11 protein-coding genes are annotated in these 14,334 nt (G+C 43.9%); 4 read left to right on the top strand and 7 right to left on the bottom strand.

Annotation, left to right across the window (positions count from 1 at the left end; genetic code table 11):
- Positions 1-10: 10 nt before the first annotated feature.
- Positions 11-964 (bottom strand): PorP/SprF family type IX secretion system membrane protein, encoded by a 954-nt coding sequence (locus QZ135_RS12655; RefSeq protein ID WP_294609603.1) that lies wholly within the window; start codon positions 962-964, stop codon positions 11-13.
- Between the two features lie 475 nt (positions 965-1,439).
- On the opposite strand from QZ135_RS12655, the gene priA reads away from it, so the two are divergent.
- Positions 1,440-3,911 carry a primosomal protein N' gene (gene priA, locus QZ135_RS12650; protein WP_294609600.1) on the top strand — a complete coding sequence of 824 codons (2,472 nt, stop codon included), beginning with the start codon at positions 1,440-1,442 and terminating at the stop codon, positions 3,909-3,911.
- On the opposite strand, the gene QZ135_RS12645 is transcribed toward priA, so the two are convergent.
- The 3 genes from QZ135_RS12645 to QZ135_RS12635 form a co-directional block, all read right to left on the bottom strand.
- Positions 3,912-6,011: a hypothetical protein gene (locus tag QZ135_RS12645; RefSeq protein ID WP_294609597.1), complete on the bottom strand. Its 2,100-nt coding sequence runs from the start codon at positions 6,009-6,011 to the stop codon at positions 3,912-3,914.
- A 61-nt stretch (positions 6,012-6,072) separates the two neighbouring features.
- Positions 6,073-6,642, bottom strand: a complete 570-nt coding sequence (locus tag QZ135_RS12640; RefSeq protein WP_294609594.1) for a sigma-70 family RNA polymerase sigma factor — start codon at positions 6,640-6,642, stop codon at positions 6,073-6,075.
- A complete protein-coding gene (locus QZ135_RS12635; protein WP_294609591.1) occupies positions 6,635-7,033 on the bottom strand; it encodes a hypothetical protein in 399 nt (132 codons plus the stop codon). Before QZ135_RS12635 ends, QZ135_RS12640 begins: the two co-directional genes overlap by 8 nt.
- A 133-nt stretch (positions 7,034-7,166) precedes the next feature.
- Between QZ135_RS12635 and QZ135_RS12630 the strand changes: the two genes are divergently transcribed.
- Complete coding sequence (locus QZ135_RS12630; RefSeq protein ID WP_294609589.1) at positions 7,167-7,637, top strand: low molecular weight protein-tyrosine-phosphatase; 471 nt, start codon at positions 7,167-7,169, stop codon at positions 7,635-7,637.
- A gap of 163 nt (positions 7,638-7,800) precedes the next feature.
- Here QZ135_RS12630 and QZ135_RS12625 read toward each other — a convergent pair whose 3' ends face one another.
- Both QZ135_RS12625 and QZ135_RS12620 read right to left on the bottom strand, forming a co-directional pair.
- Positions 7,801-8,562: a hypothetical protein gene (locus QZ135_RS12625; protein WP_294609586.1), complete on the bottom strand. Its 762-nt coding sequence runs from the start codon at positions 8,560-8,562 to the stop codon at positions 7,801-7,803.
- A 5-nt stretch (positions 8,563-8,567) separates the two neighbouring features.
- A complete protein-coding gene (locus QZ135_RS12620; protein ID WP_294609583.1) occupies positions 8,568-10,628 on the bottom strand; it encodes an HDIG domain-containing metalloprotein in 2,061 nt (686 codons plus the stop codon).
- 97 nt (positions 10,629-10,725) lie between these two features.
- Between QZ135_RS12620 and gltX the strand changes: the two genes are divergently transcribed.
- Together gltX and QZ135_RS12610 are read left to right on the top strand one after the other, a co-directional pair.
- Positions 10,726-12,243: a glutamate--tRNA ligase gene (gltX, locus tag QZ135_RS12615; RefSeq protein ID WP_294609580.1), complete on the top strand. Its 1,518-nt coding sequence runs from the start codon at positions 10,726-10,728 to the stop codon at positions 12,241-12,243.
- A 92-nt stretch (positions 12,244-12,335) separates the two neighbouring features.
- Complete coding sequence (locus QZ135_RS12610) at positions 12,336-13,556, top strand: glycosyltransferase N-terminal domain-containing protein (protein ID WP_294609577.1); 1,221 nt, start codon at positions 12,336-12,338, stop codon at positions 13,554-13,556.
- A gap of 118 nt (positions 13,557-13,674) precedes the next feature.
- Here QZ135_RS12610 and QZ135_RS12605 read toward each other — a convergent pair whose 3' ends face one another.
- Positions 13,675-14,190, bottom strand: a complete 516-nt coding sequence (locus QZ135_RS12605) for a gamma carbonic anhydrase family protein (protein WP_294609574.1) — start codon at positions 14,188-14,190, stop codon at positions 13,675-13,677.
- Positions 14,191-14,334 lie beyond the last annotated feature (144 nt).

The following is a 14,334-nucleotide window of genomic DNA, read 5'->3' as shown; positions in this document are numbered from 1 at the left end:
CGTATATCTCTTACAAAATCCGTACACTCTTATGCAAGTTCCGGCTTTTCTTAAATACATTCAAGTCCAATGCATACCTTACCATCAGGTCGTGGCTACCGCTTGCGGCACCTATCTTCGAGGTAAAGCACTCATAAGCATATCCCAATGTCACGCCCTGCACCGTCAACCCGAAACTGAACGTCACAGAGGTATCGGGTGAATACGTCAATCCTCCACTAAGCACTTTAGAGCGGTAGGTATAGAATAACCGTCCCGTCAAATCCAGTCGTGTAGAAATAAAATCACTTTGCAACTGCATCGAGGGCTGTATGGAAATTAACGGATTACGTGTCTGAATATTGTATCCGCCTGTCAAATAAACGATAGGATGTATTTTAATTTGGCTTTTTTCTCCCAAGGAGATGCGGGGAGCCGTCAGGTGATGGGCGGAAAAAGCTGCATAAAATCTGGGGTGTGAGTAATAAGCTCCCAATCCGATGTCCACAGCCGTACCGCTCTCTGCCGTAGTGGGGAAAGCCTCATCGTTTGTTTCATCACCAAGATTGATGTCGGAAGGGTCAAAAGAAACATTCAGCATGCCTGCCTGCAAACCAATGCCCAGCTTACCTTTACGGATTTTCATCTGATAGGCATACTGCCCCCAAAAGCGTTGGTTACGGAACAGACCGATAGCTTCATTAAAAAAGCCTACACCGGCGCCCTGCTGCTTCTTGAACAGAGTAAAAGGCATATCCACACCGAAATACATCACTCGCGGAGCATGGGTGAAGCCCATCAGTTGCATGCCATACGTCCCATAGATATTCAGTTTATTATCCGTCTGTCCTGCCCATCCGGGATGATAATAACCCGGCACCGCCCAGTATTGACTAAAACGCGCGTCAAACTGCGCCTGCACTCCTGCCGCACAGAAGAAGAGACACACCAATATCGTATATTTCAGGATAAAACAGCATTTCATTATTATAAGAACTGATAAAACAAGAAAAAATTGTGCAAAGCGGAAGCTAAAAAAGCGTGAATTATAAACGGAATGATATTACAATCACAAACGATGATAATCGATCACAGAATTATAGTTCATTTTTGAGCGGTTTTGAACTCAACCAACGAGCACAAAGCACCGGATCTGATTCTCGGTCAGGATACTATTCAGACCTTATTCATTGCCTAATCAGATTTTCTTCATTGCCTACTTTTTCTTCGTTCCACTATAGTTATCCGCAAGGGACACTATAGTTACCTTTGCGGATAACTATAGTATAACGCAAGGATAACTATAGTGAAACGAAGAAAGAATGCCTAACAAAACAGGTCTTAACAGGCAAGCGGCGGAATAAGAAAAGCCTGTAGGCATCATCTTCTGCATGTGAAGTGAATAGAGATGATTTATTTCATTTCAGGATTGAAGACTTCTTTGTATCTTTGCGGCTGTGATGAAAAAGTTTGCGGATGTCATATTGCCCTTGCCTTTGCCTCGCTGTTTTACTTATTCTTTGCCCGAAGAATGGGCGGATGAGGTGCAGATAGGTTGCCGGGTTGTAGTCCCGTTTGGACGAAAGAAGTACTATACGGCAATAGTGCGTAATGTGCATTATTTCAAACCGGAGGAGTATGAGGTGAAAGATGTTTCTACCTTACTGGATGCCCGCCCGATACTATTGCCGGAACAGTTCAGGTTTTGGGAATGGTTGGCTGATTATTATCTCTGTGCGCAGGGAGATGTTTATAAGGCTGCCCTGCCGTCCGGCCTGAAGCTGGAGAGCGAGACGATGGTAGAGTATAATCCTGACTTTGAATCGGAGTTCCGCCTACCGGAAAGGGAACAGAAAGTGCTGGATTTACTTTCTGCAGAACCGGAGCAATGTGTTACGAAACTGGAAAAGGACAGTGGCATCAAGAATATACTTTCCGTTATTAAATCTTTGCTCGATAAAGAAGCCATTTTTGTAAAAGAGGAGCTTCGACGTACCTATAAGCCAAAAACAGAAATCCGTGTAAAACTAACGGAAGAGGTGCGGAATGAGAAAAGATTGCAAGAGCTTTTTGATGAACTGGCACGTGCTCCGAAGCAACTGGATTTACTGATGAAGTACATTGAACTATCTGGAATCTTGGGAGGAGACGGGCTGAAAAGCTTTCCTAAGGAGGTCACCAAGAAAGAACTTTTGTTGAGGGCTGCTGTTTCACCGGCAGTATTCAATGGTTTGGTGGATAAACATATCTTTGAGGTCTATCAACAGGAAGTGGGACGATTGAATACCATTATCCGGAATACTCTTCCGCTCAACCCCTTGAATGAACATCAACAACTGGCACACGATGCAATTGTGCAGAGTTTCCAGTCTAAAAATGTCTGTTTGCTGCATGGAGTAACTTCCAGTGGGAAAACGGAAATCTATATTCATTTGATAGAAGAAGCTATCCGGCAAGGGAAACAGGTGTTGTATCTGTTGCCTGAGATAGCCCTTACTACTCAAATTACCGAACGTCTGCAACGGGTGTTTGGCGATCGTCTGGGCATTTATCATTCCAAGTTTCCTGATGCCGAGCGCGTAGAAATCTGGCAGAAACAACTGACGGATAAGGGATATGACATTATTTTGGGAGTCCGTTCTTCCGTTTTCCTACCTTTCCGTAACCTCGGTTTGGTGATTGTGGATGAGGAACACGAGAATACCTATAAACAACAAGACCCGGCTCCTCGCTACCATGCACGGAATGCAGCGATAGTTCTGGCGGCAATGTATGGTGCCAAAACTCTGTTGGGTACGGCTACTCCCTCCATCGAGACATGGCACAACGCTTCTTCGGGCAAGTATGGTCTGGTGGAACTGAAGGAACGGTATAAAGAGATACAATTGCCCGAAATCATTCCGGTGGATATACAGGAGCTGCATCGTAAGAAACGCATGAACGGTCCGTTCTCTTCGCTTTTGCTTCAATATATCCGTGAAACTCTGGAGCAGAAAGAACAGGTTATTCTGTTTCAGAACCGGCGCGGCTTTGCTCCGATGATTGAATGCCGTACGTGTGGCTGGGTGCCGAAGTGTAAGAATTGTGATGTGAGTCTGACGTTTCATAAAGGATTGAACCAATTGACATGTCATTATTGTGGTTATACCTACCAACTGCCCCGTATGTGTCCTGCCTGCGAGGGAACAGACCTGCGCAACCGCGGATTCGGAACGGAGAAGATAGAAGATGACATTAAGACTTTATTCCCTGAAGCCTCCGTAGCCCGTATGGATTTGGATACCACCCGCACCCGCTCGGCTTACGAACGTATCATTGCGGACTTTGAACAGGGAAAGACGGATATTCTGATAGGTACCCAGATGGTTTCCAAAGGACTGGACTTCGACCATGTCAGTGTGGTAGGTATCCTGAATGCGGATACCATGTTGAATTATCCGGATTTCCGTTCTTATGAACGTGCTTTCCAGTTGATGGCGCAGGTGTCGGGACGTGCCGGGCGGAAAAACAAACGCGGACGGGTTATCTTGCAGACAAAGAGCATAGACCACCCCATTATATCTCAGGTCATTCATAATGATTTTGAGCAGATGGTAGCCGGGCAACTTGCTGAACGGCAGTTGTTCCATTATCCTCCTTATTACCGTTTGGTATATGTGTATCTGAAGAATCGTAACGAGCAATTGCTTGACCTGATGGCTCACACCATGTCAAGCAAATTGCGTACAGTTTTCGGTAATCGCGTGCTGGGCCCGGACAAACCACCGGTTGCCCGCATACAAACGCTGTTTATACGTAAGATTGTTGTAAAGATAGAGTATAATGCTCCTATGGCCCGTGCCCGTGAATTGCTGGTGCAGGTTCAGAAGGAGATGGTGGCGGAAGATCGCTTTAAATCTTTGATAGTCTATTATGATGTAGACCCGATGTAATCAATCTTTCGTTCCTTGCAGAATTCCGGAATCGGTATCCATATTCTGTATTGTTTTATTCGTACTTTTATACTGTCGCCCGAAATTTAGGTTGAAGTTGACCTTTACCACAAAGGTGTTCGACATATTCGTACTGTGTATATCCGATTTTACCGGATTCAGTGCAGACCAGTTCTCATTCTCTGAGCGGTAGGTCTTCATAAAAGGGTTATGTACTCCTGCCATAACGGACCATGCTGGTTGCTTATAACCTATCATAAGTGTATGCATCAGTTCTCCTTTCATTAATTGCTCGCCATACACATACCTATTGGGCGGGGTAATGGTCATAAAGCTCAGGAGCCAGTTCCTGTACGAAGCATCCAGATTGATGCGCAATTCTTTTAAAGTATAGGTATGCAGATAATTGTTTCCCGTACTTATATATCGGTTGATTCCCGGCGTAACGGAAAGACTGATATGCTCTTTCCAGGGTTTTATCTTGAAAGTGACTTCTGCTGCCAGATGCTGGAATGATTTCTGATTCTCATAAGTATGAATGAACGATTCTCCTTCATAAAGCACTGATTCCATAATAGGGCTTTTCTCATATTTATAACTAAGCAGAGCATCAATACTGAAAATACCTACATTTAATACTGTATTAAAATCTTGAATAGTGCTGTGGAATGATTTTAAATTCGGATTACCTCTTCGAATCTGCAAATTATCAATGCTCTGTTCTACATCGTTCAGATAAGCTATGGAAGGAGCATTGTTTTTCAGATTGATGTGATAGCGGAAGTGCAGATTATCTATAGGGCTATAGGATACCAGGAAAGAGGGTTGGAGACTATATTTTTCACTCCGGTTATTTTTCTGGCTATAGTAGAAACGGTTGAATGCAATATTTGCCATATATCCCCAATTCTGTATCTTGCCTTTATATTCGGCATAAGCATAACTTTCCGCTTGTTTCAGGATGACGTCCATTGCATCGTTTCCCAGATATTGATTGTTTGTGTACGACTGTATATGTCTGATGCCTCCCGTCAGTGTTCCTTGGCCTATCTTCTTCTCATAAATACCTTCGGCGATTAGTGAATATTTCTTTCCGGTTATGTCGGAATACAAATCTGTTTCGGTTAGAACTTCCTGTTTTTCCTGGTAAATACGTGTGCTACTGCTCTTGATATAAGTCCCGACAAGATTGAATATAAGGCGTTGATTATTTTTCATATCTTGCTGATAGTATAAGTCAAGAGCCGGTAAATGGTTCTGTTCTTTGGTGTGGTCGTAGATGGATAGCGGGATGTCGGAATCAGAAGCATAAAGTTTACTCTTCCGGTCTTCATATCCGGCAGGATTATCCTGTAGGGTATATCTGAATTGTGCGTTAAAAAGATATTTTCCCTTTTCCTGCAGGCTGTAATTGAGGTTGGAAGTCAGTAGCTTTTTGTTGAACAAGGTAGGCTCTCCGGTTTCCTGGCGATGCAGTTCTTTATCCGGGAAGATGAAGCGTTCGTCATATTCACGTGTCCAATCTCCTTTTCGTTGTATATACCGGATATTGGCTGAAATTTCAGATTTACCATAGTTGTATCTGCCGGATAGCATATCGTCAATAGAAGTACGGTCGCTACTGAGGTTGTGGAAAGCTCCTCCGCGTATGCTGCCTCCTGTTTTTCTGGTTTTGGTGATATAATCAATAACTGCGGAGGCATTCCCATAACGTACTCCGGGCGTATCGTGGTATTCTATGCGAAGAATATCTTCCGGATTGAGAGCGGAGACTTCCGTATAAGTAACTTGTACTCCGTTGATTCGTAATTGTACTTCTCCATTGCCCGAAGTGGTTATCTCGCCGGACATAATATCGACAGTGATGCGGGGGAGTTGCAGCCTGCTCAACAGGTCTACACCGCTGGAAGAAATTTTCAGTTGGTTTTGGGTAGGAAGAATTACTTTCCGGTCGCCTTTTTCTATGACAGACCGTGCTTTTATAGTCACTTCATCCAGAGAAATAGCCATAACTCCGGTAGAATCTTTGGCAATTAATTGCGCATGAGAGGGGCAGGCCATACACAGTAGTATGGTCATAAATGACATAATTGTTTTCATAAAAGTTTGTTAGGGGTGGTTGCTGCCCGTTGTTGGGCAGGCAGAAGTTAGAAAAAGTGAGTTAATAGTTCAGCAAGTCGCTGTACAATCCTTTCAATCGCTTGCGAAGGTGGATGACGGCATAATGTTTCCGTGATAATAATGTATTGACCGGAATTCCGGTGGCATTGGAAACCTCTTTGGCAGAGAGACCTTCCAGTTCCATGAGTTCAAATGCTTCCCGTTGTTCGGGCGGTAGGTCGGCAAGAGCTGCTTCGAGTTCTTGCCAGACAAGTGAACGCATGTATTCCGTTTCGGGAGTAGGCGCGGCATCGCTGAATAACACTTCTGAAAAATCGTTCAGGATATTATCATCCTTATCATAAGCAAGAGTGGGAAGTTCTTCTTCCTGCATCTTTTTGCTTTTGTTGATAATCGTATTCCGTGCTACGCGATACAACCATGCCGTCACTTGCTCAATCGGATTGAAAGTACTTTCGATAGTCTTTACTAATTGATAAAACACATCCTGCAGAATATCTTCGGCGTCTTCTTTATTGGAAACCCGCTTTCGGATAAATGCTTTCAGGCGGGGTTGATGTTCCGCAATCAGTTCTTCCAGACTGTTATCTTTTTCAGTCAGCTTATTCATTCTCTTTGGGAGTTTCACTACTGTTGTTACTATCAAAGTTATTCTCGTCGAAGAACCGATCTCTTTCGAAAGGACCACCGAATCCGAATTTCTTCCTTCTGTTTATGAAGTCTTTACGTTCTTCCGGTGTCATCTTTTCCCATTTGGCACGGAACGGATTTCCTTCTCTGCCGCCGGGCATTCCTCTTCTGCCCGGAAATCCTCTTCTGCCGGGGAAACCTCCGAAGAGAATGCGTGCAAGTGCAAACAGGGCCAGTGCCTGCCAAAAATTGATGGCTGCCAGCCCTAAAACTCCGGGCACTACAAAGTTCCATAATAACATGACTATTGTGCCAAATGCTGCAATGGCTAATACTCCAAACAAAGGTATGATAAAAAATCTTTTTTTCATGATGTTCTGATTTTATTGATTTATGTACTTTTTGAAAACGTTCTCTGTTAATGCAGACAATCGGGGAGAAGAAATATTTTAAGAGAATGCAAAAAACTTCTATCTTTACGCTCCAAAATATAAAAATGCACTTATGAAACCTCGTAAAATACTGTTTGTTTGCCTTGGAAATATTTGCCGCTCTTCTTCTGCGGAAGGTGTGATGAAGCATTTGCTGGAAGAAGCCGGACTGGAAAATGAGTTTGTGATAGACTCTGCCGGTATTCTGTCCTATCATCAGGGAGAATTGCCCGATAGCCGGATGCGTGCGCATGCTGTTCGCAGAGGATATGACCTGATACACCGTTCACGTCCCGTGCGGACAGAGGATTTCTATGATTTTGATTTAATCATCGGAATGGACGACCGCAATATTGAGGATTTGAAGGAACGTGCACCTTCTCCCGAAGAGTTGAAGAAGATACACCGCATGACGGAATATTGCACCCGTTTTATACATGCCGACCATGTGCCCGATCCGTATTACGGAGGAGCCGAAGGTTTTGAGTATGTGCTCGATCTGCTCGAAGATGCTTGTGCGGGGCTGTTGGAACATTTGCGATGAGAAAAGGGCGAACTAGCCTTTTCTTGCGATATTCATGCCGGGGCGAATCTCCTTTGATTTATAATTTGTCTCCTGACCATATAGAAGAGAAGGAAACAAGGTAACGGGTTAACAAGGAGACAAGGGGCTGCGCAATGCTTCTATGCCGCATGGAACCTTGTTCCTAAGTGTCCTGGTAAAACCGTTTGTTTTCGTTCAGGCTGCACGTCGCATCAACCCCCGCGCTTTGCAATACTTCGGCAATATCACCTAATGTCCGCCGGGACACCCTGCCTATATAGTAAAGCCGGTAGTGATAATCCTTATCCAATATCTCCATTACATGTGTGAATGCCTGTTCGCGAGCAAAGTCAAAATTCACTTTGAGTATATTCTCATAAGGATATTTAATCTCCCGTCCTACACTGTATATGCTGAGGCTCTCATTGTCCACTTTCAGATAGCAGAAACGTGTCATCAACATATGTATGAAGTAGATACCCAATCCGAATGAAAGTACTCCGAGAAGATATCCCCACCATGTATCAATTATAACAGCCTGGTACCCCAATACCATGAACGTGATGAAAAGCACGAAGAAATAGAACATATACAGAGACGGGCGTTGATAAGTTGTTGTAGGGATTTCCGTAGCTGTCCGTTCGCGGGGAATAGAATTATCAAAAGGTATCTCCCGTGCCATCAAGTATCGGATAATAGACGACGGATGCTGGAACGGGTGGACATAAAACGCCCTTTTAACGCCTTGTTTCAGGTGAAGCGTCAATATGCCCGCACCATATTTGTCTTTCACTTTCAGATTATTTTTGCGCGGCACTTCGTGAAAGCGCTTCATGAAACTGAAACTCTGGATGTCGTGTAGCCGGATACCTTTGCGCTGCAATAAGCTTTCGGCACGTTTCTGGTCTTGGGCAGGTGTTTTCATGGTCTTTATTTTTTTAGTTCGGGATAACTGATACGCGTATGATAAATAGTTTTCAGCTTTTCTTTGAAAACCGATTTTACGATGGAAATATCCTTGAATGTGATAGGACACTCTTTGAAGTAGCCTTCTTCTACCTGCGAATCTATAATTTTTTCCACCAGATTGTTGATGCTTTCTTCTGTATATTCGGGCAGACTGCGGGAAGCTGCTTCCACGGCATCAGCCATCATCAGAATAGCTGTTTCGCGGGTGAACGGATTCGGACCGGGGTAAGTGAATAGTTCTTCGTTCGGTTCTTTATCTGGGTGCTCGTTCTTCCAGGAAATATAGAAGTATTTCGTTTTTCCCCTACCGTGGTGAGTACTGATAAAGTCTTTTATTACTTTAGGCAGATTATTCTTTTCCGCCAGTTTCAGTCCGTCCGTCACATGACTGATGATGACCTGTGCGCTTTGTTCATAACTGAGATTTTTGTGCGGATTGACCCCCCCCGACTGGTTCTCGGTAAAGAATACAGGGTTTTCCATTTTCCCGATGTCATGATACAAGGCTCCGGTGCGCACCAACTGGCTTTTCGCTCCGATACGGTTGGCTGCTTCTGCTGCAAGATTGGCTACTTGCATGGAGTGCTGGAAGGTGCCTGGAACTGTTTCGGACAAGCGGCGAAGCAGTGGGCTGTTGATATTGGAAAGCTCTACCAAGGTAACATTGGAAGTAAATCCGAAAGTCTTTTCCAGTAAGAATAGTAGCGGATAAGCAAACAATAGTAGTATGCCATTGACTGTAAAATAGGTATACATGCTGCCATTCAGTTTGGATAAGTCATTCTCCGTAATCAGCTCAAAAGAAAAATAAACGGCAGCATAAGTGAGTATCACCAATACTGCTGTCCGGAATAATTGTGAACGTTGTGACAGCTCGCGCAGGCTGAAAATAGCAACCAGCCCGGCGGACAATTGTAACAATATGAACTCATGCGGGAAGCGCAAACAGATGGAACATATAAGTATGGTGACCACATGTGTGAGGAATGCCGTACGTGAGTCGAGAAATACGCGGATGATGATAGGCAACATGGCATATGGAATGATATAAACATTGTAGATGTTATTTGCCACCATGAGGGCTGTCACAACACAATAGAACATGATAATGGTGAAAAGCAAGGATAAGCTGCCTTTACGCTCGTAATAATCTTTGCGAAATAAATCGAGATAGAGCATGAAGCATAGTATGAAAACACTGACAAACAATATTTGTCCGGTCAGTATCAGACGCTTCTGTCCGATGGATTCGCTGCGTTGGATAGACTCTTTGCGTAAGCTTTCGAGGATATTGTAAGTCTCCTGTGTGACAATCTCTCCCCGGTCAATGATTTTTTGTCCGCTTACTACGATACCGTTTGCCCAGGCATAGTTATCGAGAGTTTCGTTCTTGGCAGTTTCCGTACGTTGCTCGTCATAAGTCAGGTTCGGATATAGATATTCGTTGAGGGAGCACTGTCGCAGAATATAAGGAGAATAATGCGCGGTATCCGCCGTGAGCAGATACGAATAGGCATCTTTCACAGAAAATAATTGCTCCGTAATTCGTTGGTTAGCAAGCTTATCATCAATCACCATAATGGCGGTAGTGCTGTCCTTCTGTAATTTATTGAGTTCTTCGGTCGAGACTATCCCCGCCTTGTAGATTTCCGATAGTCTCTTTTCCAGATAGCGCATATAATCCGAAGAAGGTACTATGTCGCGCAGATGGCTCTGATAATCAGCTTTCAGTTTACTGAGCACAGTTCTCTCTATGCTTTTATCCAATTGATAATAAGGCTGAAAGGAGGCAAGAATACTATCCTGCTCACGTTTTACGACAGCGTCATCCTTATAGATTGGAAATTCGAAAGTAGCCATGAGTTGCCCGTACTTCCACGGCTTGTCTACGTCGAACTGATAGTTGAACTTACCGTCGCGTGGCAGGAAGTATACAATAACGGTTACTGTGCCGATAAAAATGAGTGTTTTATATAGCAAATCTCTATAAGAAAAGCTCTTTTTAGTCTTGTATCTATTCATATCAGTTGAATTTTTTGCGAAAAGTACAAAAAAAAACATTAGTGTGGAAAAAAAGGTTTAATTTTGCCACCTAATTATATCATAAGTGATGCAAAATATGACAGAAAGAAGAGTCAGAGTTCGTTTTGCCCCAAGTCCTACGGGGGCTTTGCACATTGGTGGTGTGCGTACAGCATTATACAATTATCTTTTTGCGCGCCAACATGGAGGCGATATGATTTTCCGTATTGAAGATACTGATAGTAACCGTTTTGTGCCGGGTGCGGAAGAATATATACTGGAATCGTTCAAGTGGCTGGGCATCCCCTTCGATGAGGGAGTCAGCTTCGGTGGAGAACATGGCCCGTACCGTCAGTCCGAACGTCGTGAAATATACAAGAAGTATGTGAAGGTGTTGCTCGATGCCGGTAAAGCTTATATTGCTTTTGATACTCCGGAAGAGCTGGACGCCAAGCGTGCCGGTATTGCAAATTTCCAGTATGATGCTTCTACCCGTATGCAGATGCGCAATTCACTGACACTGTCAAAAGAAGAAGTGGATGCACTGATTGCCGAAGGCAAGCAATATGTGGTTCGTTTCAAGATAGAACCCAACGAAGACGTACACGTCAATGACCTTATCCGTGGTGAGGTAATCATTAATTCTTCTATTCTTGATGATAAAGTACTTTATAAATCAGCCGATGAACTGCCTACTTATCATCTGGCAAACATCGTAGATGACCATTTGATGGAAGTCTCCCATGTGATTCGGGGTGAAGAATGGTTGCCTTCAGCACCGTTGCACGTATTATTGTACCGTGCTTTCGGTTGGGAAGATACGATGCCGGCATTCGCCCATTTACCTTTGTTGCTGAAACCGGAAGGAAACGGCAAACTGAGCAAACGTGATGGTGACCGCCTTGGTTTCCCCGTGTTCCCGTTGGAATGGCATGATCCTAAAACCGGTGAGATTTCTTCCGGATACCGTGAAGCCGGTTATTTGCCCGAGGCGGTTATTAATTTTCTGGCTTTGTTGGGCTGGAATCCGGGTAACGACCAGGAAATCATGTCAATGGAAGAACTGATAAAACTGTTCGATTTGAGTCATTGCAGCAAATCCGGCGCTAAATTTGATTTCAAAAAAGGTATTTGGTTCAACCATGAATATATCCTTTTGAAGCCGGATGAAGAAATAGCAGAACTTTTTGTTCCGATTCTGAAAGAACATGGTGTGGAAGCTCCATTTGAGAAAGTGGTAGCAGTAGTAGGCATGATGAAGAATCGCGTAAGTTTTGTACGCGAACTTTGGGAAGCCTGCAGTTTCTTCTTCGTAGCTCCGACAGAGTACGATGAAAAGACTGTGAAGAAACGCTGGAAGGAAGATTCGGCTCAATGTATGACCGAATTGATGGAAGTGTTGGCAGGTATCGAAGACTTCAGCATTGAAAACCAGGAAAAAATTGTGATGGACTGGATTGCTGAAAAAGAATACCATACCGGAAATATAATGAACGCCTTTCGCCTGACGTTGGTAGGCGAGGGGAAAGGTCCGCACATGTTCGACATCTCCTGGGTGCTGGGCAAGGAAGAGACACTGGCGCGCATGAAACGTGCGATTGAGGTACTGAAATAAATTGAATATTGGAAATTAAAAAATGAGAAATAATGCCTGGCATGTTTCATTCATTTTTTAATTTTCAATCCTTAATTCTTAATTTAACAAGTATGCTTTACGACCTTGCGATAGGTATCTATGATCTGTTTGTGCATCTGGCGGCTCCGTTCAGCCGTAAGCCCCGTAAAATGATGAAAGGGCATTGGGTGGTATATGAGCTCCTCAGACAGCAATTGGAGAAAGATGTGCGTTATATCTGGTTTCATGCCGCTTCTTTAGGTGAATTTGAACAAGGACGTCCTTTGATTGAAAAGATTCGTGCCAAATATCCTGATTACGGCATATTGTTGACGTTCTTTTCTCCTTCGGGATACGAAGTGCGTAAGAATTATCGTGGTGCAGATGTGGTATGTTACCTGCCGTTCGATAAGCCCCGGAATGTGAAGAAGTTCCTGGATATAGTAAATCCTTGTATGGCATTCTTCATTAAATATGAGTTTTGGAAGAATTATCTGGACGAATTGCACAAACGCCGTATCCCGGTTTACAGTGTGTCGTCCATATTCCGCCGTGGGCAGGTCTTCTTCAAGTGGTATGGTGGTACTTATCGTCATGTGTTGCGTAACTTTGACCATTTGTTTGTGCAAAATGAACGCTCCAAACGTTACCTGGGTAAGATTGGCATCAATCGTGTGACGGTGGTAGGTGATACGCGTTTTGACCGTGTGCTTCAGATACGAGAAGAGGCGAAGGAACTCCCTTTGGTGAAACTCTTCAAAAATAATACAATGACTTTCGTTGCAGGTAGTTCCTGGCAGCCGGATGAAGATCTGTTTATTGAATATTTCAATAATCATCCGGAAGTGAAACTGATAATCGCTCCGCACGTGATAGATGAGAATCATCTGGTAGAAATTATCCGGAAGTTGAAACGGTCGTATGTGCGCTACACACGTGCGGATGAGAAGAATGTGCAGAAGGCCGACTGTCTGATTATCGACTGTTTCGGTCTGCTCTCTTCAATCTATCGCTATGGTGAGATTGCCTATATTGGCGGTGGTTTCGGGGTTGGTATTCACAATACATTGGAGGCAGCGGTTTATGGCATTCCGGTTATATTCGGTCCTAAATATCAGAAGTTTATGGAAGCCACGCAGTTGATAGAGTCTAAAGGCGCTTTCTCTATCAAGAATTATGAAGAACTGAAAGAGTTGCTTGACCGGATGTTGACGGATGAAGGCTTCTTGCGGGAAACCGGAATGAATGCCGGATACTACGTCACCAGCAATGCCGGTGCTACCGACAAGGTCTTGAGTATGATTAATTTCTAAACAAAGATACTATCAGAGAGAGATAGAAGACAATAAAGTGATAGGGTGGTAAAACGATAATGTAAAGTATGCTATCGCTTTATCACCCTATCACTTTACCACTCTCTTACTCTATTATTCACTCTTTATACCAATTCGAATACATCAGGTAATTGTGTGCTATCTTCTGGTTCAGTTCCTTTGCCTGTGTCGGATCCACCTTTTTGATAAACTTGGCGGGCACTCCGCCCCAAATGCTTCCCGGTTCAATGATTGTGTTGCTTAAAACCAGGGAGCCCGCCGCCACAATAGCGCCTTCGCCTACTACTGCATGGTCGAGAATCGTAGAGCCCATCCCCACTAATGCGTAATCCTTAATGGTAGCTCCGTGAATGGTTACATTATGTCCTACGGAAACGTGATCGCCTATTTCAATCGTTGATTTTTCGTATAATGTGTGCAGCACGCTTCCATCCTGTATGTTCACTCCATTGCCGATACGGATGGAATTTACATCTCCACGTAATACCGTGCTGAACCAGATGCTACAATCGCGGCCCATTTTTACATCTCCGATGATGGCTGCATTGTCAGCCAAAAAACAGTTTTCTCCAAACTCAGGGGTGAATCCCCTCACTGATTTTATTAATGCCATTTCTATGTAATGTTATTAGTCTGTTGGGGAATTAATTCATAACTGTGCAGAAAGGAAGGGAACAAGGGAACGAGTTGACAAGGAGACAAGGGGCTGCGCAATGCTTCTATGCCGCATGGAACCTTGTTTCCTTGTCAACTTGTC

The organism is uncultured Bacteroides sp., from assembly GCF_905207245.1.
Classification (GTDB): domain Bacteria; phylum Bacteroidota; class Bacteroidia; order Bacteroidales; family Bacteroidaceae; genus Bacteroides.
The sequence above is the reverse complement of the archived record's forward strand: the minus strand, read 5'-3'. Positions and strand labels throughout refer to the sequence as shown.

Bases quoted from the DNA above. Each gene is read 5' to 3' on its own strand.
- QZ135_RS12610 (WP_294609577.1), top strand. From the start codon at position 12,336: ATGCTTTACGACCTTGCGATAGGTATCTATGATCTGTTTGTGCATCTG.
- gltX (WP_294609580.1), top strand. From the start codon at position 10,726: ATGACAGAAAGAAGAGTCAGAGTTCGTTTTGCCCCAAGTCCTACGGGG.
- QZ135_RS12605 (WP_294609574.1), bottom strand. From the start codon at position 14,190: ATGGCATTAATAAAATCAGTGAGGGGATTCACCCCTGAGTTTGGAGAA.
- QZ135_RS12620 (WP_294609583.1), bottom strand. From the start codon at position 10,628: ATGAATAGATACAAGACTAAAAAGAGCTTTTCTTATAGAGATTTGCTA.
- QZ135_RS12635 (WP_294609591.1), bottom strand. From the start codon at position 7,033: ATGAAAAAAAGATTTTTTATCATACCTTTGTTTGGAGTATTAGCCATT.
- QZ135_RS12655 (WP_294609603.1), bottom strand. From the start codon at position 964: ATGAAATGCTGTTTTATCCTGAAATATACGATATTGGTGTGTCTCTTC.
- QZ135_RS12630 (WP_294609589.1), top strand. From the start codon at position 7,167: ATGAAACCTCGTAAAATACTGTTTGTTTGCCTTGGAAATATTTGCCGC.
- QZ135_RS12645 (WP_294609597.1), bottom strand. From the start codon at position 6,011: ATGAAAACAATTATGTCATTTATGACCATACTACTGTGTATGGCCTGC.
- QZ135_RS12625 (WP_294609586.1), bottom strand. From the start codon at position 8,562: ATGAAAACACCTGCCCAAGACCAGAAACGTGCCGAAAGCTTATTGCAG.
- priA (WP_294609600.1), top strand. From the start codon at position 1,440: ATGAAAAAGTTTGCGGATGTCATATTGCCCTTGCCTTTGCCTCGCTGT.
- QZ135_RS12640 (WP_294609594.1), bottom strand. From the start codon at position 6,642: ATGAATAAGCTGACTGAAAAAGATAACAGTCTGGAAGAACTGATTGCG.